This is a genomic window from Jatrophihabitans sp. YIM 134969, assembly GCF_054456675.1.
Map to the genome: position 1 here is coordinate 1 of NZ_JBTJEQ010000045.1, position 26,044 is coordinate 26,044.

Consider the following 26,044-nt stretch of genomic DNA (forward strand, 5'->3'; position numbering starts at 1 on the left):
GGCGGCCGGTCGCCGGGTGGGGGTCGGTGCCGGCGTCGTCGCGCGCGGGGGCGGTGTCGCCGCCTGCGTGGGCGGCGTGGCCACCACCGGTGCGGGCTTCACGCGCCGACGCCGCAGCCACGGCAGATCGTCCCGGCGGGGCGCGAACTTCGGGTTCGGCAGCGTCACAGGGTCAGCCCGAAGTCGCGCGCGACGCCGCCGAGGCCGTTCGCGTAGCCCTGCCCCACCACCTTGAAGCGCCAGCCGTCGGAGTACTTGTACAGCTCGCCGAGCACGATCGCGGTCTCCGCGCCGAGGCCCGGCGCGAGGTCCTCCGACCGCACGATCTCCTTGTTGTCACGGGCGTCCAGCAGCCGCAGGGTGAGCCGCTTGAGCTGCCCCAGGGTGCGGCGCGGGCCGGGCCCCTCGTTGACGTAGAGCACCAGCACGATGTGCTCGACCTCGGGCGGGACGTCGGGCAGGTCGACCTCGATCTGGTCGTCGTCGCCGCCGACCGCCGCCGCCATGGCCTCGACGGAGAGGTCGGGTGAGTGCAGCTGGTTGAAGAAGACGAAGTGCCGGTCGGACAGCACCCGCTCGTCGTGCCCGGTGAGCAGGGCCGCCGTGACGAGGTTCTCGCCGAGCACGGTCTCGCTGCCGACGTCCCAGTCGGCGCCGATGACCACCGTGCGCAGGCCGGGGATCTCACGGGTGAGCGACACGTTGGCGCCGCGACGCATGGCAGGAGGCACGGAGTTCCCTAGAGATCCAGGTCGGAACGGCTGAACTTGGTGGACAGGAAGTTGCCCTGGGTCATGACGGCGTCGACGTCCTGCGCGCGGGTCGCCTCGAGCACCCGGTCCGCTGCATCCTGCAACGATGACAGCTGCTCGTCCAACGACTGCCGGGGTGTCTGCCCGTTGGGCCTGGGCACGTCGACCAGCGACGGGTCGAGTGACAGGTACGTCCGCAGCGTGGTCGGCAGGTAGTCGTACACGATCCCCCTGAGCGCGACGAGCGTGTAGACGTCGAGCGGGCGGACCTGCGAGGTCCCGACGATCTCCCGCAGGGTGTCGGTGACCCCACGCGCCTCGACCACCGCGCTACCCGGCAGCTGCCCGGCGCTGGCGTTGATGAACCGGATCTGGTCCCAGATGGTGGCGCCGATGACGTGGGGATCGTCCTCGGACGGGCCGGTGTCCGCCGGTGCCGGCTGTTCCCGGTCCTTCTCCCGGTCCCGATCCCGGTCCCGGTCCCGGCCGCGTCCGAAGAAGGCCACCTCCTGCCTCAGCTGCCTTGCGAGAGCTCACCGCGGCGCGTGCGCTCCAGGTATGGCTGCGCCCGGTCGATCTGACCCTGCAGGGCGGTGACGGTCTGCTGCATGCTCTCGGTCGCCTGGGAGCGGAACGTGTCGAGGGCGTCCATCGTCTGGAACACGTTGTCGAACGCGGCCTGCAGCTTCTCGATCTCGATGGTCGAGCTCGCCGCCTGCTGATTGATCTGCGCGCCCTGCAGCTTCAGCTGCTCCGAGGTCGACTGGATGAGGTCGGACGTCGTGGCGTTGAGCGCGGTGATCTGGTCCAGGACCAGCTTCTGCCGCGAGAGCGCCTGCGACACGATGACGGCCGTGCGCAGCGCCGCGAGCGTGGTGGTCTGCGCCCGCTCCACACCCTTGATGAGTTCGACGTTGTTCTTGCGGACCAGGTCCAGGGCCATGTAGCCCTGCACCGACACCGCCATCTGGGTCTGGATGTCCTGGCGCCGCTGGCGGATCTCGAACAGGGCGTCGGACTTGAGCGCGTTCGCGTCGTCGGTGCGCCCCGCAGCCTCCAGCTCGGCGATCTTCTGCACGATCGCGTCGTCGAGCGCGCTGGCGAGCTGGTTGTACTCCGAGAGCTTGCCCATGGTGGTCCACATGTTCTGCTTCTCGGTGTCGATCGACGCGTTGTCCTTGCGCAGCTCGTCCTGGCCCGAGGACAGCGCCTTGATGATGGCGTCGAGCTGGCTCTGCGCCGACTCGTAACGCGCGAAGTACGCGGCGATCTTGTCACCGCCCGGCAGCCACTTCAGCACCTTCTTGATGCCGGTGAGGTCCGCGCGGTTCGGGTCGAGGTCGGTGACGACGTTGCGCAGTTCCACCAACGAACCCGCGACGCGGGTCTGGGCGTCGCCGCCGTTCTTGCCGAGCGCGGCCGCGGGCCGGTCGAGCATGCGGTTCGACACCTGCGCCGAGGCCCGCAGCTCATTGGTGCCCATCGAGGTGATCGAGGCGACCTTCTTGGTGAACTCCGGTGACTTGGCGTCGACGCTCGCGAGCTCCGCGGCGAACCCGGCCGCGCGCTGCTGCAGGGCCGACTGGGTCCCCGGGTCGAGGGGGACGGCACCCGCGGCCTGCTCCTGCTTGACGACGACGACCGGCGGCGGTGGCGCGAGCACCAGGTCGGTGGAGCCCGCGGCCGGGCCGGTCGAGGCGGTCGCCGTCGGTGTGGCGCCGAGGTCGAGTTCGGACATCGCGTGCTTCCCCTCCCGGGAACGTGGGTCTTCGTGGTCCAGCGTGCGGCTGAGCTCGAACGTACGACGACGCTCGGAGCGACGGCTACTTGCGTGCCGCCTGCCAGCGCATGCCCCAGCCGTAGGCCTCGTCGAGCGCCTGCTGCATGCCGTCGATGTACCGGACCTCGCGGCGCACGTCGATGTCGCCGCCGGTGTTGGTCAGCAGCGCGATCGCGCAGGTGCGGGCACCGTTGCGCGGCTCGTCGAGGGCGACCTCGATCTCCGGCCCGTTCGCGGGGTACAGCCGCGCCACGCCGCCGGCCTCGGCCCAGTTCGCCGCGCCCTCGTAGATGAACGCGAACACGATGATCCGCTTGATCGACGCGGCCTGGTTGAGGTCGACGAACATCTCCTCGCCACCCCCACCGCTGCGGTCGTCACCGGACAACCGCACGATCGGGTTCGGCACCTGCGCCGGCGCCTGCAGCATGTTGCCGAGCGCCTGCACGGCACCCTTGCTGCCGTCACTGAACTCGTAGAGGCAGGCGAGGTCGAGGTCGATCGGGTTGCTGTGCTTGAACAGGCCCGACGGTGGCTTGGCGTTCCAGTTCAGCGAGACCCGCAACGTGCCGCCGACCCCGCCGTGCTTGGCGAGCGACACCGTCGGCTGGGCCTTGGTGAGCGTGACCTTCGAGAGGCTGACCGGCGCACCGCCACCGGCGGGCGGCTGCCCCGGAGGCGGGGGCTGGCCGGAGCCGCCGCTGGTCGGGCGCTTGGTGTAGTCGATCGGCATGTGCTGACTCCCTCGTCAGTTCTGGCCGCCGCCGGCGGCCACGGGTGCGGCTCCGGCGCCACCCGGCACTTCGACGTCCCCGGTTCCGTCCTCGTCCGGGTGGGTCCGGTTGTACCGGATGGACGTGAGCAAGGAGAGCCCGATGAACGCGACCCCGACGAGACCCGTGACGACCTCGGGGATCTCGTACTCGATGCTGATGATGAGGATCGCCGCGAGCGCGCCGATCGCCCACAGCGCGCCGTGCTCCAGGTGCGGGAACTTGCTCAGCGTGCCGTGGTGCACGAGGAACACCGTGAGCGACCGGATGAACATGGCGCCGATGCCCAAGCCGATCGCGATGATGATCGGGTCCGAGGTGATCGCGAACGCCCCGATGACACCGTCGAAGGAGAACGACGCGTCGAGGACCTCGAGGTAGAGGAACGTGAAGAACGCGGCCTTGCCGGCCCGCAGTGCGACCTGCCCGGTCGCCTGCGCGCGGGTGGGTTCCGCGGGTTCGCCGTCCTCACCCTCCTCGTCGACGTCGAACAGGCTCCCGAGTCCGTCGACGAGCAGGTACGAGGCGACGCCGAGGATCCCGGACAACAGCACGGTCGAGACCTTGTCGTCGGGGGCGAGCACCTCACCCGCGACCGCGACGACGACCAGCGCCACGACGACCGAGAGGGCGTCGAGCCGGCCGAGCTTCGCGAGCGGGCGCTCGAGCCAGGTCAGCCACTGGACGTCGCGCTCCTCGAACACGAAGTTGAGGAACAGCATGAGCAGGAACGCCCCGCCGAACGCGGCGATCGCCGGGTGGGCGTCGTTGAGCAGGAACCCGTACGTCCCGGGTTCCTCCGGGTCGCCCTTCTCCAGCGCGAGGCGCACGGCCTCGACCGGGTTCAGCTTCGCGGTGACCCCGACGATGAGCAGCGGGAACACGAGCCGCATGCCGAACACGGCGATGATCACGCCGATGGTGAGGAAGATCTTCTGCCAGAAGTCGTTCATCTTCACCAGCACGGTGGCGTTGACCACCGCGTTGTCGAAGCTGAGCGAGATCTCCAGGACCGCGAGGATCGCGGCGAGCGCGAGGCCGGTGGCCGAGTCGTACCAGAACGCCAGGCCGAGACCGACGAGCGTGACGACGAACGACCACCGGAAGGTCTTGAGGAACATCAGGTCTCCGTGATCGGAAGGGGTGCTGGCGCTCGGACCGGGGTGTGGGGACTACCGGGTCAGACGTTGACGCCGTAGTCGCGGGCGATGCCCGCGAGGCCGCTGGTGTAGCCCTGCCCGATGGCGCGGAACTTCCACTCCGCCCCGCTGCGGTAGAGCTCGCCGAAGACCATGGCGGTCTCGGTGGAGGCGTCCTCGGAGAGGTCGTAGCGGGCGAGTTCGGTGCCGTCGCCCGCGTTGACCGCGCGGATGTAGGCGTTGCGGACCTGGCCGAAGGACTGGCCGGCGGTGTCGGCGCCGTAGATCGACACGACGAACACGACCTTGTCGATCTCGGCCGGCACGGCCGCGAAGTTGACGGCGATCTGCTCGTCGTCGCCGTCGCCCTCACCGGTCTTGTTGTCGCCCTTGTGCTCGATCGAGCCCTCGGGGGTCTTCAGGTTGTTGAAGAAGACGAAGAACGAGTCGTTGAGGACCTTGCCGCCCGCGTCGACACCGATGGCGCTGGCGTCGAGGTCGAAGGCGGTGCCGTCGGTGGTCCGGGCGTCCCAGCCGAGACCCATGGTGACGGCGGTCAGACCCGGCGCCTCCTTGGTCAGCGAGACGTTGCCACCCTTGGACAGGGACACACCCATGTGCTCACACCTCTCGTCGAGGCGAGCCCGCGGGCCCGCGATCGTGACGGTTCCTTCCCCGGAACCGGGTTGACCGAACCCTAACGGTTCGTCGTGGAGTCGGACGCCGGAAGCGCCCGAGTGGTTCCCCGGGACCCTCCCCCGTGAGCGAACGGCGCGTGAACGTCCGGCTCAGACGTTGACGCCGTAGTCGCGCGCGATGCCGCCGAGGCCGCTGGAGTAACCCTGCCCGATCGCGCGGAACTTCCACTCGCCGGAGTTGCGGTACAGCTCGCCGAACACCATGGCGGTCTCGGTCGAGGCGTCCTCCGACAGGTCGTAGCGGGCGAGCTCGCTGCCGTCGGCCTGGTTGACCACGCGGATGAAGGCGTTGCGCACCTGACCGAAGCTCAGCTGCAGCTTCTCGGCGTCGTAGATCGACACGATGAACACGACCTTGTCGACCTCGGCCGGCAACCCCTGCAGGTTGACGTTGATCTGTTCGTCGTCACCCTCGCCCTCACCGGTGCGGTTGTCACCGAGGTGCTGCACCGTCTGGTCGGGCGAGGCGAGGTTGTTGAAGAAGACGAACCAGTTGTCGGCGAGCACCTTGCCGTTGACGTCGCACCCGAGCGCGCTCGCGTCGAGGTCGAAGTCGCCGCCGGTGGTCGTGCGGGCGTCCCACCCGAGGCCGACGGTGACGGCGGTGAGGTTGGGGGCGGCCTTCGTCAGCGAGACGTTGCCACCCTTGGACAGAGACACTCCGGCCACGAGCTGCTCCTTGGTATGCGACGGACGATCTCGCCACCGTAGCGGGGTCGACCCGGAGCCGGAGGGCGACCGTCAGCGGGGCGGCCGCACCCGGCCCAACAGGTTGCGGTTGTGCAGCATCGCGAACAGGTGTTCGCGGTCCTCCTCGAGGTAGTGGATCTCCTCGGGGCCCCACCCGAGGTCGGCGAGGCCGTAGATGACGTCGCCGACCGCCCGGCGCAGTTCCTCGATCTCGGTGGGCGGCTGGCTCTCCAGCCACATCGCGACCGCTTCGCGCATGAACCGGCTGACGTTGCCCGGCGCCGAGAGCCGCAGGTACACCCCGACCGGCTCGTCACGGGCGGGCAGAGTCCACTCCAGGAACACCAGCCCGGTGCGGACGACGAGGTTGGCGAGCACGCGTCGGGCCGCGGCCGGTTCGAGGCGGCGCAGGACCGACTCCAACGCGGCGTCCAGCACGGGGGTGGCGATGTCGGCGTCGCCGAGCAGCGAGCTCACGTACGCGCCGTAGGTGGTGGTGACGCCGGAGTCGTCCGGCTGGTCGGGGTCGTCGACCGTGGAGCGCAGCACCGCGATCGGCAGCCGCAGCACCCACCCGAGCACGACCGACCAGCCGATGTCACGGATCCGGCTCTCGGGCAGCGAGGGCAGCACCGTGCCCGCCAGGTACTCGGCCGCGGCGCACACGCTGGGGTCGGCCGCGGCCTCCGGTCCACCCTCGACGAGCGCGTCGAGCACGACGTGGAGGTAGACCAGGCCCGCGTCGGTGCGTTGCTCCGCGCTGGCGGCGGTGAGTCGTTGCCACACGAAGTCCGCGACCTTGCGGTACTCCGGACCGCCGTCGCTGCCCACCAACGAGCGGGTGGACACGACCATCGCGCCGTCGAGTTCGGCCATCGGCAGGTCGGCCAGCAGGGCCAGCGCGATCTCCGGCGGTAGCGGCCGGTCACCGAACGTCTCGCGCAGGGCGGTCGACAACGCCACGGCGACGGTGCGGCCCGGCTCGCGGGCGAGGGCCCGCCCGCGGGCCGCGGTGACGACCGCGCCGAACCAGGGGTCCTCGGCGGGCGCGGTCGTGTGGGAGGCCCGGTGCCAGCCGTAGGCCGAGAGCTCGAGGCGGTGCGCGTGCGCGGCGGCCTCGGGACGGTCGAGGTCACCGAGCACCGGTTCGAGCCACCGGTGACTGGCGTCGGAGACCTCACCGCCGCCGGCGGCGAGCCGGTCGTCGAGCAGCCGCGACAGCAGCATCTGCCAGAGCCCGGGCGGCACCGGGCCCCAGCCCGCGGCCACCGGGTCGAAGGTCGGGTCGGTCAGCAGCTCGGGCATCGGCCCGACGTGCGGACGCAGCGCGGCGGCGACGGCCTCGGGCGGGACCCCCACCGCGGTGCTCACGTTCCACACCCGCACCGCGGCCCCGCCGACCCCGTCCGGCGGGGCACCGTCGAACCAGCCGATGAGCGCGGGCAGCTCGCGGCCGAGGGACGCGGCCGCCGGTTCGGACAACCGTCGCCCCGGCCAGACCGCCCCGCCGTCCGGGGCGCCGGGCGCGGCCAGCACCTGGTGCACCCAGGCGTCGAGGACGTCGTCGACGACGCGGGTGGGCACGCCGGGGCCGAGCTGGAGGGCGAGCGACGCCGCGAGCGTGGGGTCCTCGCGCTGGAGTTCGCGGAAGTGCCGGGCGACGGTGTCGGCGACCGCCGCGGCGCCCACCTCGACCGGCGGCCAGTTGCGGACGACCAGGCCGAGGACCGCGGGCGGCTCGATGGTCTCGATGCCCGCGACGACGGTGGCGAGCGGCAGCGCCCACAGCGGGGCGGCGACGACGGTCGGCCCGGCGGTCACGGCGAGGTCGTCCAGCGTGCGCCGCACCAGGCGGGCCGTGCGGGGCGAGGACAGGACGAGTTCGGCGACATCGGTCCACAGCGAGCGGTGCAGGGTGGTCCCGCCGGGCAGCGCCCAGCTGCCGTCGGGACCGGACGCCGGCGGGTTGGCGACATCAACGACGAGCACCCGCGGGTCGAGGTAGTCGGGCACGGCGTCGCGCAGGCCGCGGGTGGCGAGCACGCCGATCACCTGCAGGTCGCTCAGGTGACCGTCGTGCAGGTCCTCGCGCGTGGAGAAGCGCAGCCGGGCCGCGGACGCCGGGTCGAGCAGGCACTGCAGCAGCGCGAGCCAGCCGACGACCTCGTCGCGGTCGGGCGCGACGACCGCCAGGGTCGCGCCCTCCTCCAGCGCCGAGCGGAACGCCTCCAGGACGATCGGCAGCGCCGCGATGCGCTCGGGGCGGTCGAGGTCGGTGAGGAAGTCGTCACCCGCGACGGCGTCGAGGTCGACCGGACCGCGGGGGAGGTCGAACGGGCGGCCTGCCACGGCGAGCGCCTCGACGGCGTCCTGACCGACCGGCCGCAGCCACATCGGCGAGTCCAGCAACTCGACCGGGCGCCGCAACGTGCCGTCCGGGGAGCTGAGCATGCCGTCGTGCAGGATCCCGTGGACGGTGTGGCTCGCCCGTCCAGTGCGGTCGAGGCCGGCGTCGGCGAAGTTGGCCAGCAGCACGACGTCGTCGAGGCGCAGCTGCTTGAGCGTCGCCGGGGCCTCGGCCGAGCGACCGGCGGCGGCGAGCGCGAGGTCGGCGTGGTGGACCTGCGCCACCGACTCGACGGCCTCGAGGGTCCGCCGGCTGGGCGGCACGGTGCCGGGCGCGACCGCGACGTCCTTGACCTTCCAGCCGGGCGACGAGGTCACCGGCCCCGGTGCGCGGCAGTCGGCGAACACGACCTGGGCGAGCGTGGTGTCGCCCGGCGCTGCGCCGGCGTGGCCGGGCCCCGGGCCGGGAGTGCTCACGGGTGTGTCCTCACCACTGTTCGGCGAGCAACCAGCGGAAGGGCTCGTCGACGCGGAACGGGGCGAAGCTGGTGACACCGCGCTGGCCCGGCGCGGGGCTGTGGCCCAGCGCCGACACCCCGAAGTACCGGAACGCCGCGAAGTTCCGCTCGACGATGTCGACCAGCGCCCCGGCCTGCAGGCTCGTGAGCAGGCTGCGGGTCTCCTGGTGCGCCCACCAGGCGTCGGCGACGTCGTAGAGCGGGCTGCTCGCGCCGCCGCCGTACGGGTCGCGGGTCAGGGCCATGCCGCGGCGGACGCTGGTGGCGGCCTCCGGGGCGTCGACGCCCGAGCGGGTAGACCGGGTGAGCAGGTGCAGAGCGTCGAGCTTGGACACCACGACGGCGATCGGCACCTGGATCGGGACGTCGGGCGGGAGGCCGACCCGCGCCCGGATCGAGGCGATGACGTTCGACAGTGCCTTGACCGGGTCCTGGAGCGCGTCCGTGCCGAACGTCGCGACGTCGCCCTGCAGGTAGTCGACGACGTCCGGGACCTGCAGGACGTCGACGAGGAACACGATGCCGGCCGCGCGGGACAGCTGGTCGCGGTAGCGGTCGACCGCGCCCCGGTCCTGGATCCAGTCACCGGAGAGGTCGTGGACGGCGAGAGTGCGCTGCCGCGGCTCCTCGTGGTTCGAGCTCACCGTGAAGGTGAGAGGCCGGAAGCCGTCCTCGCCCTGCGTGGAGACCGGGAGCATCCGGCCGCGGAACAGCTCGCGCAGATCGTGCAGGCGGCGCGCGGTCTCGGCGTCGAACTCGGTGACGTGGCCCGGCAGGTCGCGCGCGACCCGGTCCTGCAGCTGGGTCATCGCGACGTGGGCGAACACCGACTTGCCGGTGGCCTTGGCCCCGGCCATGACGACGGGGAACGGCTCCGTGGCGAACCAGGCGGGCGGGACGGCGGCGAGGCACTGCTTGCAGACCTCGCGGGTGGACCGGCGCCGGCACGCGGGGCAGTCGGTGCCCGCGACCAGCGGGGGTCCCCCCGGCCCCGGAGCGCCCGGCTGGACCGGCGGCGGCGCCGGGGTGAACCGCTGCGGCCCGTTGGGACCCCGGCCGGGGCAGTCGCGGAACTCGCACTCGAAGACCTGCGGCAACCGGTCCTCGATCGCGAGGCAGCGCCGGCACCGGAACTGGTGCGGCAACAGCCGGGCGTTGACCCGCCGGCTCGGCGGCAGCAGCACCGGCGGCGGCGGGTCCAGGACGGTCGCCGGCGTGCGCGGGTCCAGCGAGTCGACGACGACCCGCACGAAGCCGTCGGGCAGTTCGACCTGGCCCACCGGGGTCGGCACCCCGGCCATGAGCGCGCCCGGGGGCAGTTCGACGACCCCGAGGCCGTGCTCGGCGTCGCGGTGGATCGGCAGGCTGACGACGTCGGCGCCGGTGGGCGACAACGGCATCCGGTACGGGTGGTGGAGCACGCGGACCGCCACCCCGGGGCTCTGCCAGTGCGCCTGCGGGTGCAGCGAGCGGATCTCGACCGTGTACTGCCGCGCGCTGGAGTGCCGCGACGGGTGGGCGAGGTGGTAGTCGATGAGCCACCGGCCGGCGTAGTCGACGGTGACGGCCGGGCCGTGCTGCTCGCGGCCGGCGTAGCGGTCGACCCCGCGCAGCGCGAGCTGGTGCGGGACGACGTCGAGCGGGTGCCGGACGTCGAACAGCGCCCCGCCGTCACGGTCGTACCGGTCGCGGTTGATCCGCAGCCGGCTCGCCCACACCGGAGCCTCACCGCCCGCGCCGTCACCGCGGTAGCGCGGCGCGACGTCGACGTAGGTGGCGCCGGCGGGCCACTCGAAGCGGACCAGCTGCCAGCTGACGCGGTCGACGACCTCGACGTCGGAGGGCGCGGCGACCGCGATGGCGGCGACCGTCAGCCCGACCACGGCGATCTCGCCGATGACGCTCACCGCGGTGAACCAGACCCGTGTGCCGTCGCCCGGCACGGCGACGTCGGCGAGCACGGCCCGGCCGTGCACCACGCTGGCCTCGCCGTGGGCGCGTTCACCCAGGCCCAGGCTCGCGACCTGGTCGGTGGTGACCTGCTCGTGCGGGACGGGCCGCTGCGGCTCGGAGTTCCCGGCGAGGACCCACACCTCGGCGCCGTCGGCGGGCACCGGCCAGGACAGGTCGACCGCGAGGGCACGGCCGCGCTGGACGGTCTCCAGGTCCAGGTCGGTGAGCGGGGCGGGCAGCGCGGGTGCGGCGACCTCGAGATCGAGGCCACCGGACTCGCGCCCGGCGTCGTCGACGGTGGTGACGCGGTAGTGGTAGACGACGCCGGGGTCGACGTCGGTGTCGACCCAGTCGCTCGCGCCGGCGTCGACCGGCTGGCGCAGGTGGACGAAGTAGTCGGTCGGCACCGGCACCGACCGGTTGCGGTAGACGCGCACGGTGGCCACCCCGGCCGGGCGGGTCCACACCAGGCGGATCGCGCGTCCGGCGGCCCGGCCGCGCAGGTCGGTGACGCCGGGCGGCGGCGGGGTGTCGTCGTCGAACACCGGCGCGCGCTGGGGTTCCGGCACGGGGCGGGACGGCGAGGGAGCGGGCGTCTCGGCCTCCGGCGTCTCGGGTTCAGGCGCCGCGGGCATGCCGTACGCCGCCTGGTCCGCGACGGCGCCGAGCGCGGGGGCGTCGGTGACCTCGGGAGACGGTGCGGCCGGGACGGGTTCGACGTCGACCGCGGGCGTGCCGGTCTCGGGCGTGCCGGTCTCGGACGTGCCGGTCTCGGGCGTGCCGGTCTCGGGCGTGCCGGTCTCGGGCGCGACGGTCTCGGGCGTGCCGGTCTCGGGCGTGCCGGTCTCGGGCGCGACGGTCTCGGGCGTGACGGTCTCGGGCGTCGGCACGCCGGCGTCGGGCTGGAACCTCCACTCGGCCTGACCCGGCGCCGGTGTGGGTTCGACCGGCGCCGGGGCGGGGGCCGACCCACTCGGCGCCGCGTCGACCGGCTCCGGCGGCGTCATGAGCTCGACGGTCGGGCCGGTCTCGACGGTCGGTGCGGGCGTCGGTTCGGGCGTCGGCTCCGGCGTCGGTTCCGGCTCGGGCTCCGGCTCCGGCGTCGGTTCGGGCGTCGGTTCCGGCTCTGGGGTTGGCTCGGGCGCGGCCTGGAGCGGGCGGTGGACCAAAGTCTCCTGCTGCGACGTGACGACCGGAGGCTCGGGTTCGGGCGGGGTGTCGGGCGTCGCCGCCTGCACCTCCCGCTGGGACTGCCGCCAGGCCGACCAGAGCGGGAGCACCTGCCCCGGGTGCAGCGGCGCGAAGTCGCGGGCGATGGTCCGCAACTCGTCGGCGTCGGAGGACGGCGACGCCGCGACGACCGCCTCCAGGTAGTCCTCCCCCAACCCGGCGAGCAGCGGGTGGGCCTGGACGCGCACGCGGAAGGACGCGAGCAGGTCGGGATCGCGACCGGCGGTCATGGTCTCCTCGGATGGGCAGTGGAACGCCGGGGTCGCCCGGGTGGGCGGCCCCCGCCGCTGGTCATGATCGTGCAGCCGCAGGGTAATGGGCCGTCCGGCGACCTTGCAGGACGAGCAGCGCGACCGCGAGCACCATCATCGCCACCCCGAGCACCACCATCACCGACCAGCCCACCCCGAGTTCGAGCTCCGGTCGCACGTCGTAGCCGCTGCGCCTCCGGATCTGGTCGCGGGCGAGCCGGTTCAGCGCCGTCAACGCCCCCTCGGCCCGCATCGCCTCGACGGCCACGAGCAGCCACCAGGTGGCGAACCAGGCCAGCAGCACCGGCCACCACGCCGAACGCCACCGCAGCACGCCCGCCGCGCACACCACCGCCGCGAGAGCGCTGAGCACGACGAACAGGCCGAGTTGGATGGCGAACGGACCGAGACCGGTCACCTCCCGGCCGACCGCCGAGATCCTCACCCAGCTGACCCGGGTCGCGACCACGAGCCCGATCGCCACCACGAGCGTGAGGACGGCGACGACCACGTCGGCACGGCTTGGAGGCGTCCGGGTCCACCACCGCCACCCGCGCCGCACCCGGGCGCGGCCGCGTCGCCAGACCGACGGCTCGACCGGCTGCTGTCCCGGCACGCTGAACGGCCCCGGCACGCTGAACGGCCCCGGCGCGCTGAACGGCCCCGGCGTGACGAACGGCTGGCGCGGACCGGTGACCGCCGGAGGCGGCGACGGCGCGCCTCGGGCGGCGGAGCGGGCGACGTAGGCGTTGCGGGCGCGTCCACCGGCCCGGACGCCGCCGACGACGAGCAGCACCGCGAGGCCGAGGTAGAGGGTCACGGCGCCGAGCAGCAGGCCCGCCCACCACGGCACCCCCGCCCACAGGGCGACGGCGACGCCCGCGACGGCGCAGAACACGACGGTCGCGAGCCAGCCCGCCACCGCGGCGTCGCGCAGCAGGTCGAGGACCGCCCCGAACGTGTCCGACCCGACCCAGCCCACGGCGGCACCCCATCACGCGTGGTCGGGTGGGGCAAATCCGGCCGGGACGACGACGGCCCCGTGACCGGTGGGTCACGGGGCCGTCTGCGAGGGTGGAGGTGGGGGGAATCGAACCCCCGTCCCCCGCCGCTTCGCCGAGACTTCTCCGGGCGCAGTGTGCTGTGTTTTTCTCGGCCCCACCGGTGACGCACACGACCCGGTGACGGGCTCAGCCACTGTGAGATGTCCCGTCCGACCCCGTGGCCGGGTCGGACGGTCAGTCACCTAGCTGATGCCAGCGGACCGGGTCGGTGACAAACCCGGGCTGACAGGCACGCGATCGCTGTCAGGCAGCGAGGGCGTAGCCGGCGCGACTGTTGTCGGCGCTTGTGTTGTTTTGTGCCGCATGATTAACGAGGGCAGCAGCACGTTCCTCGGCCCGCTTCTCTCGACTCCACGTACGAGGTCGAAACCTTGCACCCCCTCGGTGGAACGCCGCCCTCCCGTCGTGGCGAGGTCGGACAGTGAGCGTAACGCGGCCGTCCAGCCCGGTCTTCCCACCGCCCACCTCGGACGGCGGCGGACGCCTCAGTCGGCGCCGACGGGCAGGCCGCGACCCTTGAGCCGCGACCCCAGCGCCCGGCTGACCTCGCGGTCGGCGTCGCGGCGGGCGAGGTCCTGACGCTTGTCGTACGACCGCTTGCCGCGGGCGAGCCCGAGTTCGACCTTGGCCTTGCCGCGGGTGAAGTACAGCGAGAGCGGGACGAGCGTCAGCCCGCTCTCCTTGGTCTTGCCGATGAGCCGTTCGATCTCGGCACGGTGCAGCAGCAGCTTGCGGGTGCGGCGAGCGGTGTGGTTGGTCCACGAGCCCTTGTCGTACTCCGGGATGTGGACGTTGTGCAGCCACACCTCGCCGTTGTCGATCATCGCGAACCCGTCGACGAGGCTCGCCCGCCCCTCTCGGAGCGACTTCACCTCGGTGCCCTGCAGCGCGAGGCCCGCCTCGAGCGTCTCGAGGATCGTGTAGTCGTGGCGGGCCTTGCGGTTCTGCGCGACGACCGAGCGCCCCTCGGGTCGGTTGCTCGACCCCTTCACCGCGTTCGCCATGCGTCCAGTATCCGTCAGCGGGCGGGGGCCCGTCCTACAGTTTCACCGACAGCCGCAGCGTGGCCCAGGCGGTGAGCGCCGCCAGCACGATCCCGACCCCGATCCCGGCCGCCCCCCAGGTGAGCACGGTCGACACCTCGATCGGCGGGAAGATGCGCGACTTCACCTGGTCACCGAAGACCCGGTAGAAGAACAGCGACCGGCCGACGAACACGAAGGCGGTGCCGATGATGCCGCCCACCACCGCGGCGATGACGGCCTCGATGATGAACGGCAGCTGGGTCACCCAGCGTGAGGCGCCGACCAACCGCATGATCGAGGTCTCGTTGCGCCGGTGCTGCGCGGCCACCTGGATGGTGTTGGCCATGAGGATGATCGCCGAGATCAGCACGATGATCGCGACCACGAACGACGCCGTGCGGACCTGACCGAACAGGTCGAGCAGCGTTCTCAACTCGTCGCTCTGGTTCTGCACCGACTGCACGCCGGGCGCCTTCTCGTAGGAGGCGCTGACGCCGTCGTAGTCGCGCTGGATGTTCTTCAGCTTGAGCTGGAACAGGGCGGGGATGACGCCGACCTCGAGGTTGTCGGCGGTCGCCTCCGGCAGGGTGGCCTTGGCCCGCTGGTAGGACTGCTGCTCGGTGAAGAACGTGAACGACGCGATCCGGTCGTCGTCACGCAGCTTCGCCGCGAGCGCCGACTGCTGGGCGTCGGTGTAGCGGCCCGCGGCGCACTGGGTGTCGGAGTCGCTGTTGATGGTCGGGCAGAGGTAGATCGTGACCGAGAGCTGGTCCTCGTACTTGTCGCGGAAGTCCTGGATGAACGTGCTCGCCACCAGCGCGGCGCCGAGGAAGCCCAGCGAGATCGCGGTCGAGAGGATCAGCGCGATCGTCATCGACAGGTTGCGGCGCAGCCCCGTGGCCACGCCGGACATCATGAAGTTCAGGCGCATGTCAGCGACCCACCCCGTACACGCCGCGGGACTGGTCCCGGACGACGTGGCCACCCTCGAGCTCGATGACCCGGCGGCGCATGGCGTCGACGATGTTGTTGTCGTGGGTCGCCATCACCACCGTGGTGCCGCTGCGGTTGATGCGCTCGAGCAGGTTCATGATCCCCTGGCTGGTGTCGGGGTCGAGGTTGCCCGTGGGCTCGTCCGCGAGCAGCAGCAGCGGCCGGTTGACGAACGCGCGCGCGATGGCCACGCGCTGCTGCTCACCACCGGACAGCTCGTTGGGCATGCGGGTGGCCTTGCCGTCGAGGCCGACCAGGTCGAGCACCTCGGGCACGGTCCGCTTGATCTGCCGCGAGCTCTTGTTGATGACCTCGAGGGCGAACGCGACGTTCTCGTAGACGGTCTTGCGCGGCAGCAGCCGGAAGTCCTGGAACACGCAGCCGATCGTGCGGCGGTGCTGCGGGATGCGACGGCCGTGCAGCTTGCGCAGGTCGCGGTCGTTCACGGTGATCGTGCCCTTGTCGATCTGCTCCTCGCGCAGGAGCAGGCGCAGCACGGTCGACTTGCCCGATCCGGACGGTCCGATGAGGAAGACGAACTCGCCCTTGTCGACGCTGATGCTGACGTCCTCCAGCGCCGGGCGTGAGGAGGTCGGGTAGTACTTGGTGACCTCGTCGAGAACGATCACGAGGCGGCCGGCCGCGGTGCAGGAGCGTGGATCACGGAGGGCGAGTGTAGCCGTGACCCCCTCCGTGATCCGGTGAATCCGGCGTGATCCGGTCATCCGGACCGGTGCGGCGGCAGACTCTCAGGCAGTCGAGGGGCTTGCTCAGGATGCGCTGTCGGCGCTGCGGCGCCACCGGATGCCGGCTTCGATGAAGTCGTCGATGTCGCCGTCGAGCACGCTCTGCGGGTTGCCGACCTCGTGCTCCGTGCGCAGGTCCTTCACCATCTGGTACGGGTGCAGGACGTAGCTGCGCATCTGGTTGCCCCAGCTGGAACCGCCGTCCTTCAGCGCGTCCATGGCGCTGCGCTCCTCCTCGCGGCGGCGCTCGAGCAGCTTCGCCTGCAGGACGTTCATGGCGCTCGCGCGGTTCTGGATCTGCGAGCGCTCGTTCTGGCAGGACACGACGATGCCGGTGGGCAGGTGGGTGATGCGGACCGCGGAGTCGGTCGTGTTGACGCCCTGCCCGCCGGGGCCGGAGGACCGGTAGACGTCGACACGGATGTCGTCGTCGGGGATCTCGACGTGGTCCGACTGCTCGACCACGGGCAGCACCTCGACGCCCGCGAACGACGTCTGGCGGCGGCCCTGGTTGTCGAACGGGCTGATGCGCACCAGCCGGTGGGTGCCCTGCTCGACCGAGAGGGTCCCGTACGCGTAGGGGGCCTTGACCTTCATCGTCGCCGACTTGATCCCCGCCTCCTCGGCGTAGGACGTGTCGAGGACCTCGGTCGAGTAGTGGTGGCGCTCGGCCCAGCGGCTGTACATGCGCAGCAGCATCTCGGCGAAGTCCGCGGCGTCGACCCCACCGGCCTCGGCGCGCACGGTGACCAGCGCCTCGCGGGCGTCGTACTGGCCCGAGAGCAGGGTGCGGACCTCGAGTTCGTCGACGGCCTTGCCCAACGCGGCGACCTCGGTCTCGGCCTCGCTGTGGGCCTCGATGCCGTCGGGACTGTCGGGGTCGGCCTCGGCGAGCTCCCACAGCACCGCGACGTCGTCGAGACGCCGACGCAGGCCGCTCAACCTCCGGATGTCGCCCTGCAGGTAGGACAGCTTGGTGGTGACGGCCTGGGCCGCGTCGACATCGTCCCAGAGATCGGGGGCCGCAGCCTTCTCCTCGAGTTCCGCGACCTCCCTCTGCATGCGCGGGAGGTCGAGCACGGCCTCGATGGTGTCGAGGGTCGCGCTCAGTTCCTCGAGGCGCGTGGGGACGTCGGTCACAACCGGCCAGTTTACCCGGGTCGGCGCCTCCCTCGGCCGATCGCGCCGGACGCCCACCGCCCGATCCGGACATTCCCGGCCTTCACGCCGTTCGCGGACAGCCGGCCCGGCCCTCGCGGTCCCCTCCCCGCGGGGCTCTGGCGCTGCTCGCACCGGTGCGAGCAGCGCCAGAGCAGCGCGGGCACCCGTCGCCTGGGCGGCCGGTCGACCGCTTCTGTTGCACCGTGCAGCGGAACCGGCTTCCTCTACGCTCGGCTCCCGTGCGCGAACAGACCGTCGGCGAGTACCTCGACCACCTCGCGGCCCGCGAGCCCGCCCCGGGCGGTGGGGCCGCGGCCGCGCTGGCCGCGGCGCAGGGTGCGGCCCTGCTCGCGATGGTCGCCCGCTACAGCGACACCGCGAAGTACGCCGAGCACGCGGAGGTCATCGGCGGCGTGCTCGCCGAGGCCGACGCGCTGCGCGACCGCGCACTGCAGCTGGCCGCCGACGACGCCGAGGCGTTCGGCGCGGTCGGGGCCGCCTACGGGCTGCCGAAGGACACCGACGACGCCAAGGCCACCCGCTCGGCCGCGATCGCGTCGGCGCTGGTCGGGGCCGCGGCCCCGCCGGCCGCGGTGATCGAGGTGGGCACCCGCCTGGTCGAGCTCGCCGAGACCCTGCTGCCGGTCGGCAACCGCAACGTCGTCACCGACGTCGCCGCCGCGGCCGACGCCGCCCGGGCGGCCGTCACGACGGCCCGGGTCAACGTCGAGATCAACCTCGGCGGCATCAAGGACGCGGACGCCGCCGCCCGGCTGCGGGCCGCCCTCGCGGGGGTCGACGACGTCGCCGCCCGCGCCGACGCCGTGACCTCGGCGGTCCGGGCGACGATCGCCCCGGCGTCGTGAGCGTCGACAGCGTGACCACCGTCCTGTCGGGCAAGGAGCTCACGGCCTCGATCCGGGCGTCCGTGGCCACCGACGCCGCCGCGCTCACCGCGAGCGGCACCACACCGACGCTCGCGATCGTCACGGCCACCGACGACGGCGGCAGCGCCTGGTACGTCAGCTCGATCGTCAAGGCCGCGGCCAAGGTCGGGATCGAGGCGACCGTCGTCGACCTGTTCGCGACGCCCGAGCGCCTGACCGACGAACTGCGGCACCTGGGCGCGGACCCCGCCGTGCACGGGATCATCCTGCAGACCCCGTTGCCGGGGGGAGCGTCGCTCGAGGAGTTGGCCGGTGCCATCCCCCCGGCGAAGGACGTCGACGGCGCGTCGCCGGAGTCTCTCGGCCGGTTGGTCGCGGGGCTGCCCGCGTTCGCTCCCGCCACCGCGGCGGCCGTGCTCGCCCTGCTCGACCACCACGAGGTCGCGCTCGAGGGACGCCACGCGGTGGTCATCGGCCGATCGACCGTGGTCGGCAAGCCCGCGGCGCACCTGCTCCTCGACCGCAACGCCACCGTCACGGTGTGCCACTCGCGCACCGTCGACCTGCCCGCGGTCGCCGCCACCGGCGACGTGCTGGTCGCGGCGGTCGGACGCCCGCGGCTGGTCACGGCCGAGTTCGTCAAGCCGGGCGCGACCGTCGTGGACGTCGGCACCAACGACACGCCGGAGGGGCTGGTCGGCGACGTCGACGCCGCCGCGGTCGAGGGCGTCGCGGGCGCGCTGACACCCGTGCCGGGCGGCGTCGGGCCGGTCACGACGGCGCTGTTGCTCCGGCACACGGTCGACGCTGCGACGGCGTTGACTCGATCCTGATCTCCAGCAGGCCACGGCGTTTGCTTCGTGGCAAGATGTCCGGGTCCGGGCACGTCGGCGAGGGGACAGCACGAGGATGACCGACCAGGGCAACTGGGGCGCCTGGCCTCCCCAGCAGGGACCGGACGAGCCGAAGCCCGCGGAGAACGCCGGCGACGCGGCCCGCGAGGGCGGGGCCGACAACCCCGACGCCCCCCGCGGCTACGGCGCTCCGAGCTACGGCGCGCCCTCGTACGGGGCGCCGTCGTACGGCAACCCCGGCGAGGGGTCGGGGACGTCCGCGGCCGACCAGACGCAGTTCCTCCCCCGGCAGCAGCCCGATCAGTACGGGCAGCAGCCCGGGCAGTACGGACAGCAGCCCGGGCAGTACGGGCAGCAGTACGGCCAGCCGAGCTACCAGCAGCCGACCCAGCAGCAGCCGTCCTACGACCAGCCGACCCAGCAGCAGCCGTCGTACGGCGGCGGCTACGGCAACCAGGGCGGGGGGTACGGCTACGGCAGCGGGCAGGACACCCGCCAGCAGCCGGTCGACCCGTCCTACGCGGCCTACGGGTCCGGCGCCTACGGCTCCCCCACCGGCGGCCTGCCGCCGACCCCGGCGAAGAAGCGCTCCGGCGGCAAGATCGCGCTGGTCATCGGGATCGTCGTCGTGCTGGTCGCCGGTCTCGGCGTGGGCGCGTGGGCGTTGTTCCTGCGAGGCGGCCCGGCCGTGACCTGGCAGGGCAAGGAGGTCGCGAACCCCGACGCCGTGCTCACCGAGGCCCAGAGCGACCTCGACACGCTGGTGGGCGACGTCAAGGGCGTGAAGGGCAAGGACACCCGGTGCTGGTTCTCGGTGCCGAAGAACCCGCCGAAGGACACCCCGGACACCGACGTCAGCGACACCGTCTACTGCGGCCCGGCGCTGTTCGTCGACGGCACCACCGACAAGCCGTACATCCCGTACGGCCTCGCCGCGTCCGGCAGCGACAAGGTGACGCTGTCGATCAACGCCAAGGGCACCGAGGCCGGCGCGACCGCGGTTCCCGCCGACCAGGAGCTGGTGCGCCCCGACGGCGCCTCGCCGCCGAACGGAGCGGGCGGGCTGACCGTCCCGGAGCCGCCCCCGGCCGAGGAGAACGTCTTCACCACGGTGACCGGTGTGGACGTCCCCGACGCCCCGGCCGGCGCGACGATGGGCGCGCTCAAGGGTGGCGTCACGATCGACAAGCTCGGCGAGATCAAGCGCTACGGCAAGGGTTCCGACGCCCGCTCGGCCCCCGAGGGCCAGAAGCTCATCGCCTTCGAGCTCGCCGACGCCCCGGGCGACGGCGACTCCACGGACGGCGCGGACTCCCTCGACCTCACGGTGTCGGTCGACGGCCAGTCGGGCCAGGAGATCCCCGACCTCAGCGCCACGAACGTCATCGCCGTGCCGACCGACGCCAAGTCGGTCGACCTGGTGACCAGTGCCGACGGCGTCAAGCAGAGCCTCTCGTTGCTCACCGGCAAGCCGGGGACGAGCAACATCGCGGTCCTGGCGCGCGACAACCGGTTCGGCTCCTTCACGCCGCCGCGGTCGTTCGCCTTCACCGAGACCGGCGGCGGGGCCAGCGCGAGCCGGCCGTGCACGCTGTCGGGTTCGGTGGCCGGGCTGTTCTACTGGGCCGACGACGAAGGCACCGCCAAGGCCGGCGCGCCCGGCAACGCCATCCTCGAAACCGACCTCAAGTACACGTTCTCCACGGACTCGCCGCCCCCGTTCACCGGTTCGAGCGCGGGTGACTCCGCGACCTTCGAGCCGTCGCACCTGGTGCTGACCCTGCCCGGTGGGCAGAAGACGCAGGCCAAGCTGGTCGCGAACCGCACGGTGTTCGAGGTCCCGGCGGGCTTCACCGAGGGCACGATCACCGTCGGTGGCGCGTACACCAACAGCAACGGCATCACGTTCACCGTCACCACGCCGGTGTCGTTCAAGGTGAGCATCCCGAAGTCCTGACGCCCCACCCGGCCCGCGGTGCGCGGGCCGGGCGGGCCGGCTCAGGTCGGTCCGGCCTGGAGCCAGGTCGTTGCGTTCGCGCCGCTCAGGCGACGGTGATGGCCTCGAGCCGGTCGAGGATGAACCGGCCGGCGACCACCGGCGCGTGGTCGTTCGGGCGTCCGTACGGCGGCTGCAGCGCCTCGACCACGGTGTCGGCGTCGGCCTCGTAGAAGAACACCAGCGAGACCAGGTCCTCGTCGGGGGCGGTCGCCTGTGGGGGCAGAACCCGGTGCCGGTTGGATTTCCAGCGGTCACCGCTCCACCGCGCCAGCAGGTCACCGGTGTTGATGGTGAGGGCGCCGTCCACCCACGGTGCGTCCTCCCAGCCGTCGGACTCGGTCCACACCTGCAGACCACCCTTGCCGGGCTCGCGGTCGAGGATGGTCACGGTGCCGAAGTCGGTGTGCGGGCCGATGCGGAACTGATCGTTGCCCGGTGCACCGGTCTTGGCCAGCGGCGGGTACCAGTTGACGTTCATGGTGTGGGTGGCGTGGCCGGTGTGCCGGGTGAAGAAGTCTCGCTCCGGCAGGCCGATCGCCGCGGCGCACACCCGCAGCAACTCGTCGGCCAGGCGGTTCATGCGGGCCAGGTAGTCGATGGCCACGGGCGCGAACTCCGGCAGCTCCTCCGGCCAGACGTTGGCCAGGAACCACAACCGGTCGAGCTCCGGGTCGCCCGTCGGCTTGTCGGCGCCGAGCGCGAACGACTCCTTGAGGTCGGGCGCTCCGGGTTCCGGCGGGGCGTCACTGTAGGGATCGGCGTGGGCGTTGGCCTCGACACCTGGTGGCAGCCAGCCCCGGCCGCCGATGGTGGCCGCGTACTTGCGCTTGCTGGCCTCGGGCAGCGCGAAGAACGCCCGGGCCTGCGCCCGCACGGCGTCGCGCAGCCCGGCGGGCACACCGTGACCGGTGACGAGCAGGAACCCCACGTCCTGCAGGGCTTCGTCGACGGCCGCGGCCACCTGCGCCCGGGCGACGTCGTCCCCCTCGAACCACGGCGTGAGGTCGATGACCGGTACCGCACCCATCAGGACGTCTCCCCCGTCGACTCGTCGTCGCCGATGTCCTCGAACCACAGCCTGGGCTGCTCGGTGACGAACCGTTGCATCATCGCGGTGCAGGTCGGGTCGTCGAGCACCACGATCTCGACCCCGTTCTCCGCCAGCCAGTCGTGACCACCGTGGAAGGTGGTGGCCTCGCCGATGACGACCCGACTGATCCCGAACTGCCGAACCAGGCCGCTGCAGTACCAGCACGGCGAGAGGGTGGTCGCCATCGTCGTGCCGCGGTAGCTGCGTTGGCGGCCCGCATCCTTGAAAGCGGCCGTCTCACCGTGCACCGAGGGGTCGCCGTCCTGCACGCGCCGGTTGTGCCCGCGCCCGAGCAGCGTGCCGTCGGCGCCGAAGAGTGCGGCCCCGATGGGGATCCCGCCCTCGGCGAGGCCGCGCTGCGCCTCCTCGACGGCGACCGCCAGCATCTCCTGGTCGGTGGTCACGCCGTGGCGGTCGCGACCGGGTCGGGCACCTCGGCGAGGGCACCACGGCGCGGCAGGACCTTGCTCAGCACGGTGTAGAGCGTGGCCGAGATGAGGAAGCCGGCGAAGAACGCGATGTCGCCGAACTTCGGCTCGTGGCTCGGGATGACGCCGGTGTACTTGGTCTGGTTCGAGAACAACCAGATGGACAGGACGATGCCGGCGAGCATCGCGATCGGGCCGGCCCAGTTCTGGTACCGGGTGCTGGCCACCTCGGCCCAGGTCTGCTCGGCGGTGCGGCGGTGCAACAGCCGGTCGAGGAACACGACCCCGAGCCAGGGACCGATCCAGTACGAGATGATCAGCAGGAAGTTCTCGTAGTTGTTGCCAGGGCTGCTGATCGCCCACAGCCCGACACAGAGCCCGGCGATCGCGAACACCACCGACACCCCGGCCCGGGCGAGGGTGGTGCGCAGCCGGATCCCCAGGGCCATGAACGACATCGACGCCGAGTACAGGTTCAAGGCGTTGGCGGCGATGGCACCGATGGTGATGGCGAGCAGCGTGAGCTTGCCGAGCCAGGTCGGCATCGGGCTGGTGTAGATCCCGGGGTCGATGCCCGGCTCCGCGACGGCCGAGACCATGGCCGCGCCGGCGACCTCGAGGAACACGCAGGAGACGAACACGCCGAGCCCGGCGGCGAGGCCGACCGACTTCTTCGGGGTCTCGGGAGCGAGGTACCGGGTGTAGTCCGAGGCGTAGGGGTTCCAGCCGGCGGCGTAGCCGAAGGTCGCGCCGACGGTGAGCAAGAAGCCGCCCATGGTGCCGCCGACGAACGGCGGCTCGTCGAACGCGGGCGCGCCGGGGTTGGCCTTGGCGAAGACCCAGATCGCCCCGACGACGAACACGACCGTCAACACCGGGAACGCGTACCGCTCGAAGGCGTGCACGAGGTTGTGGCCGGCGAACGCCAGCGCGAGCATGAGCACGACGACGATGACCAGGCACAGCTTGGCCGGGATGCCGGTGGCCAACGCGTGCAGCGCGAGCGCGCCGCTGACGCTGTTGACGGCGAACCAGCCGACGCCCGCGACGATCGCGTTGATCCCGGCCGGGAGGATGTTGCCGAGGAACCCGAAGCCGGTCCGCGAGAGCACCATCTGCGGCAGCCCGGCGCGCGGGCCCCAGGTCGACAGCAGGCCCATCGAGGTCGAGCCGAGCAGGTTGCCGATCACGATGGCGGCCACGGCCTGCCAGAACGTCAGGCCGAACGCGAGCACCGAGAGGATCCCGACCGTGATGGTCGCGAACTCCATGTTCGGCGACGTCCACGTCCAGAACAGCCCGCTGGGCTTGCCGTGGCGCGCCGAGAGGGGGATGAACTCGACCCCACCGGGCTCGACGGCGACGGTCTTGCTGCCGTACGAGGCGAGGGCGGCTTCGACGTCGGGCGGTGCGATCGCGCTGCTCATGGCCGAGAGGATCTCCCGATCGGCGTCGCGTCGGGTGTCGAACGCGTTACAACTGTGATTCGGTGATGAGGGACTCGGACGTCGACGGTCAGACCCAGATGTTGTCGTGCCGGAGCATGAACTCGTCGTACTCCTCGGGCAGCAGCTCCCGGCCCCGGGCGTGCTCCGCGAGGGTCTCGAAGTACTCCTCGCGCGGCGCCCCGGGCGAGAACAGCAGCAACATCGACGCCGGTTCGCCGGAGTTGTTCTTGAACCCGTGGATGCCGCCCTCGGGCACGTGGACGAAGTCGCCCGCCACCCGGTCGCCCCACTCGTGGCCGTCGTGGATCGAGACCACGCCGTCGAGCACGTAGAACGACTCGGTGATCGTGCGGTGGAAGTGCGGGTCCGGCCCGCTGGGAGCGGGCCCGAAGGTCCACCGGTAGAGCCCGAACTTGCCGCCGGTGCTCGCGCCGGTGGCGAGGTAGGTGCAGGTCGAGCGGGGCAGGCCGTCGATGTTCGGTGGGGTGTCGTGGGCGGTCAGGCGCGCCGAGGCCTGACCGGTGTCGCCGAAGTAGACCGGGTCCGGGTACGACATGGCCGGACCCTAGCGACTCCGCCGCTGAGAGGACGCCCTCGTGGTCAGCTGAGCACCGTCGACGCCGACGACGTCACCACGTGGCGGACCCCGCCGCCGAAGCCCAGCACGCCGCCGAAGGTGATCGGCAGGACCTGCACGCAGGTCGACTCCACCCGTGCGCCGTCGGCGCTCACGGTGGTGGAGACCGTGACGCCCGCGCGGGACGGGTCGCGGGCGAGGTACGCGTCCGCCGCCTCCTGCACGGCCCGCAACGGTGCGGCCGAGCCCGCCCCGGGTGCGGTGCCGGACCGGAACGCGCCGGTGTCGACGGCGTTGGCCGCGGCCAGGGTGGCGCCGTCGCACACGCTCTGGACGCTGCGTTGGTCGACGAACGCGTCACCCGCCGCGACGCCACCACCGACGAGCAGGGCGGCGACGACGAAGAAGCCCAGGATGAGCGGGATCGTCGACCCCTCGTCGGACTTCACCGCGGCACGGCTCGACTCTTCCGTCATCGCGCTACCGCACGGCTCTGCCGTCATCGCGCTACCGCACGGAAGTCGTCGACGTGCACGACGAAGCGGCCCACGGTCGTGACGCCGCGTCCGGCCAGGATCGACGGAACGCCGGGCAGATCGACCTGGCGCGCGACGCACACCGTGAACTCCGACCCGGGCGCGAACGTCGGCGCGATCGAGGGTCCGTCGCAACTGGTGCTGGTGGCAACGGTCGTCACCGTCGTGCCGTCGGTCGGCAGCCCCTGGTCGGCCAGCGCCAGCCGCACCGCCACCTCGGCTCGGGCCTGCCCCTGCCCCACAGTGTCGGCGGTGACCATCGCCCGCCCCGCCTCCCGCGCCGCCTGGGTGACGGCCAGGCTGCTGCGTTGCGCCACGGCGACCGCCACGACGAGGTAGACCAGCGGCACCATGACGATCACCGCGACGAAGACGAACTCGACCGTGGCGTTGCCGTCGTCGTCACGCACGCGGCTGCGGATCCGGTCCCGCAGCCGGCGGAACCGGTCGTGGAGCCGGGTCACGGCCGTTGCTCCGACAGCACCCGGGAGCTGGCGTCGATGTGCACGAACGCCCCGATGGGCAGGAACACCGACGCGATGTCGCCCTGACACCGCACCAGCACGGTCGGCAAGCCGGAATCGGGATCGACCTCGTCGGTGGCCGCGCACGGCACCTGCGCCGCCACACCCGCGGTCAGCCCGTCGGCGATCAACGCCGACGCCCGCCCGGCGCCGTCCGCGGTCGGGACATCAGCCGCGCCGGCGTACCGGGCACCGTCGGCGGCGCTGCTCGCCACCACGGTGCGGACGTAGAACAGCAGCGCGACCTGCAGCACCGCGAACAGCAGGAACACCAGCAGCACCGAGATCATCGCGAACTCCGCGACCGCGGCTCCGGTGTCGTCGGCGCACCGGCGACGCAGCCGGGCGACCGCGCTACTTCGACGTCGAGTTCGTGACCGAGTCGATGGCATCGCCGATCGCATCCGTGATCCGGTCGCGGAACACCGCGAAGATGATGACGACCAGGCCGGCCGTCATGACGGTGATCATGACCCACCCGGGCACGTCACCCCGGTCGTCGTGGGTGACCCGCCGCGCGACCGCACGGTATCCCGCGGCGAACCAGGCGGCGAGCAGTTCCAACTGCGGCACGGGGGGCCT

At 72.2% G+C, this 26,044-nt stretch carries 25 protein-coding genes and 1 other RNA gene; 3 read left to right on the forward strand and 23 right to left on the reverse strand.

Annotation, left to right across the window (positions count from 1 at the left end):
* Positions 1 to 164 precede the first annotated feature (164 nt).
* The 15 genes from ACXR2U_RS19090 to prfB all read right to left on the reverse strand — a co-directional run bounded on the left by ACXR2U_RS19090 (position 165) and on the right by prfB (position 17,098).
* Entirely contained in the window at positions 165 to 731 is a 567-nt protein-coding gene (locus ACXR2U_RS19090; RefSeq protein WP_458826666.1) for a TerD family protein, read from the reverse strand.
* 8 nt (positions 732 to 739) lie between these two features.
* Positions 740 to 1,258, reverse strand: coding sequence for a hypothetical protein (locus ACXR2U_RS19095; protein WP_458826667.1), 519 nt, complete (start codon positions 1,256 to 1,258; stop codon positions 740 to 742).
* A gap of 8 nt (positions 1,259 to 1,266) precedes the next feature.
* The gene (locus ACXR2U_RS19100) at positions 1,267 to 2,490 is read right to left on the reverse strand and encodes a toxic anion resistance protein (RefSeq protein ID WP_458826668.1); all 1,224 of its coding nucleotides are present in this window, start codon (positions 2,488 to 2,490) and stop codon (positions 1,267 to 1,269) included.
* Positions 2,491 to 2,575: 85 nt separating this feature from the next.
* Positions 2,576 to 3,265 (reverse strand): TerD family protein, encoded by a 690-nt coding sequence (locus ACXR2U_RS19105; protein WP_458826669.1) that lies wholly within the window; start codon positions 3,263 to 3,265, stop codon positions 2,576 to 2,578.
* A gap of 15 nt (positions 3,266 to 3,280) precedes the next feature.
* A complete protein-coding gene (locus ACXR2U_RS19110; RefSeq protein WP_458826670.1) occupies positions 3,281 to 4,426 on the reverse strand; it encodes a DUF475 domain-containing protein in 1,146 nt (381 codons plus the stop codon).
* Between the two features lie 59 nt (positions 4,427 to 4,485).
* Positions 4,486 to 5,061 carry a TerD family protein gene (locus tag ACXR2U_RS19115; RefSeq protein ID WP_458826671.1) on the reverse strand — a complete coding sequence of 192 codons (576 nt, stop codon included), beginning with the start codon at positions 5,059 to 5,061 and terminating at the stop codon, positions 4,486 to 4,488.
* 171 nt (positions 5,062 to 5,232) lie between these two features.
* Entirely contained in the window at positions 5,233 to 5,811 is a 579-nt protein-coding gene (locus ACXR2U_RS19120) for a TerD family protein (protein ID WP_458826672.1), read from the reverse strand.
* A 72-nt stretch (positions 5,812 to 5,883) separates the two neighbouring features.
* Positions 5,884 to 8,655: a GAP1-M domain-containing protein gene (locus tag ACXR2U_RS19125; RefSeq protein WP_458826673.1), complete on the reverse strand. Its 2,772-nt coding sequence runs from the start codon at positions 8,653 to 8,655 to the stop codon at positions 5,884 to 5,886.
* A 10-nt stretch (positions 8,656 to 8,665) separates the two neighbouring features.
* Entirely contained in the window at positions 8,666 to 12,109 is a 3,444-nt protein-coding gene (locus ACXR2U_RS19130) for a fibronectin type III domain-containing protein (protein ID WP_458826674.1), read from the reverse strand.
* Between the two features lie 61 nt (positions 12,110 to 12,170).
* Entirely contained in the window at positions 12,171 to 13,112 is a 942-nt protein-coding gene (locus ACXR2U_RS19135; RefSeq protein ID WP_458826675.1) for a hypothetical protein, read from the reverse strand.
* Between the two features lie 90 nt (positions 13,113 to 13,202).
* Positions 13,203 to 13,575: a transfer-messenger RNA gene (ssrA, locus tag ACXR2U_RS19140) on the reverse strand.
* A gap of 104 nt (positions 13,576 to 13,679) precedes the next feature.
* Positions 13,680 to 14,198, reverse strand: a complete 519-nt coding sequence (smpB, locus tag ACXR2U_RS19145) for an SsrA-binding protein SmpB (protein WP_458826676.1) — start codon at positions 14,196 to 14,198, stop codon at positions 13,680 to 13,682.
* Positions 14,199 to 14,232: 34 nt separating this feature from the next.
* On the reverse strand, positions 14,233 to 15,150 hold the full coding sequence (gene ftsX / locus ACXR2U_RS19150; RefSeq protein WP_458826677.1) for a permease-like cell division protein FtsX: 918 nt from the start codon (positions 15,148 to 15,150) through the stop codon (positions 14,233 to 14,235).
* A 1-nt stretch (position 15,151) separates the two neighbouring features.
* Positions 15,152 to 15,841, reverse strand: coding sequence for a cell division ATP-binding protein FtsE (gene ftsE, locus ACXR2U_RS19155; RefSeq protein WP_458826678.1), 690 nt, complete (start codon positions 15,839 to 15,841; stop codon positions 15,152 to 15,154).
* Positions 15,842 to 15,982: 141 nt separating this feature from the next.
* Positions 15,983 to 17,098 (reverse strand): peptide chain release factor 2, encoded by a 1,116-nt coding sequence (gene prfB, locus ACXR2U_RS19160; RefSeq protein WP_458826679.1) that lies wholly within the window; start codon positions 17,096 to 17,098, stop codon positions 15,983 to 15,985.
* A gap of 260 nt (positions 17,099 to 17,358) precedes the next feature.
* Here prfB and ACXR2U_RS19165 point away from each other — a divergent pair, with 260 nt between their 5' ends.
* From ACXR2U_RS19165 to ACXR2U_RS19175, 3 genes are all read left to right on the forward strand, one after another.
* On the forward strand, positions 17,359 to 17,985 hold the full coding sequence (locus ACXR2U_RS19165) for a cyclodeaminase/cyclohydrolase family protein (protein WP_458826680.1): 627 nt from the start codon (positions 17,359 to 17,361) through the stop codon (positions 17,983 to 17,985).
* A gap of 11 nt (positions 17,986 to 17,996) precedes the next feature.
* Complete coding sequence (locus ACXR2U_RS19170) at positions 17,997 to 18,839, forward strand: bifunctional 5,10-methylenetetrahydrofolate dehydrogenase/5,10-methenyltetrahydrofolate cyclohydrolase (protein WP_458826681.1); 843 nt, start codon at positions 17,997 to 17,999, stop codon at positions 18,837 to 18,839.
* A 76-nt stretch (positions 18,840 to 18,915) separates the two neighbouring features.
* Positions 18,916 to 20,817 (forward strand): hypothetical protein, encoded by a 1,902-nt coding sequence (locus tag ACXR2U_RS19175; RefSeq protein WP_458826682.1) that lies wholly within the window; start codon positions 18,916 to 18,918, stop codon positions 20,815 to 20,817.
* Positions 20,818 to 20,902: 85 nt separating this feature from the next.
* Here the strand turns inward: ACXR2U_RS19175 and ACXR2U_RS19180 are convergent, their stop codons facing one another.
* The 8 genes from ACXR2U_RS19180 to ACXR2U_RS19215 all read right to left on the reverse strand — a co-directional run bounded on the left by ACXR2U_RS19180 (position 20,903) and on the right by ACXR2U_RS19215 (position 26,035).
* On the reverse strand, positions 20,903 to 21,886 hold the full coding sequence (locus tag ACXR2U_RS19180) for an isopenicillin N synthase family dioxygenase (RefSeq protein WP_458826683.1): 984 nt from the start codon (positions 21,884 to 21,886) through the stop codon (positions 20,903 to 20,905).
* Positions 21,886 to 22,353, reverse strand: coding sequence for a nucleoside deaminase (locus ACXR2U_RS19185; protein WP_458826684.1), 468 nt, complete (start codon positions 22,351 to 22,353; stop codon positions 21,886 to 21,888). Before ACXR2U_RS19185 ends, ACXR2U_RS19180 begins: the two co-directional genes overlap by 1 nt.
* A complete protein-coding gene (locus tag ACXR2U_RS19190) occupies positions 22,350 to 23,804 on the reverse strand; it encodes a purine-cytosine permease family protein (protein ID WP_458826685.1) in 1,455 nt (484 codons plus the stop codon). The genes ACXR2U_RS19185 and ACXR2U_RS19190 overlap by 4 nt, the downstream gene beginning before the upstream one ends.
* 88 nt (positions 23,805 to 23,892) lie before the next feature.
* Complete coding sequence (locus tag ACXR2U_RS19195; RefSeq protein ID WP_458826686.1) at positions 23,893 to 24,381, reverse strand: cupin domain-containing protein; 489 nt, start codon at positions 24,379 to 24,381, stop codon at positions 23,893 to 23,895.
* A 44-nt stretch (positions 24,382 to 24,425) separates the two neighbouring features.
* Positions 24,426 to 24,878 carry a pilus assembly protein TadG-related protein gene (locus ACXR2U_RS19200; RefSeq protein WP_458826687.1) on the reverse strand — a complete coding sequence of 151 codons (453 nt, stop codon included), beginning with the start codon at positions 24,876 to 24,878 and terminating at the stop codon, positions 24,426 to 24,428.
* A gap of 23 nt (positions 24,879 to 24,901) precedes the next feature.
* Positions 24,902 to 25,402: a TadE/TadG family type IV pilus assembly protein gene (locus ACXR2U_RS19205; RefSeq protein WP_458826688.1), complete on the reverse strand. Its 501-nt coding sequence runs from the start codon at positions 25,400 to 25,402 to the stop codon at positions 24,902 to 24,904.
* Positions 25,399 to 25,866: a TadE/TadG family type IV pilus assembly protein gene (locus ACXR2U_RS19210; RefSeq protein ID WP_458826689.1), complete on the reverse strand. Its 468-nt coding sequence runs from the start codon at positions 25,864 to 25,866 to the stop codon at positions 25,399 to 25,401. The genes ACXR2U_RS19205 and ACXR2U_RS19210 overlap by 4 nt, the downstream gene beginning before the upstream one ends.
* The gene (locus ACXR2U_RS19215; protein WP_458826690.1) at positions 25,817 to 26,035 is read right to left on the reverse strand and encodes a hypothetical protein; all 219 of its coding nucleotides are present in this window, start codon (positions 26,033 to 26,035) and stop codon (positions 25,817 to 25,819) included. Before ACXR2U_RS19215 ends, ACXR2U_RS19210 begins: the two co-directional genes overlap by 50 nt.
* Positions 26,036 to 26,044 lie beyond the last annotated feature (9 nt).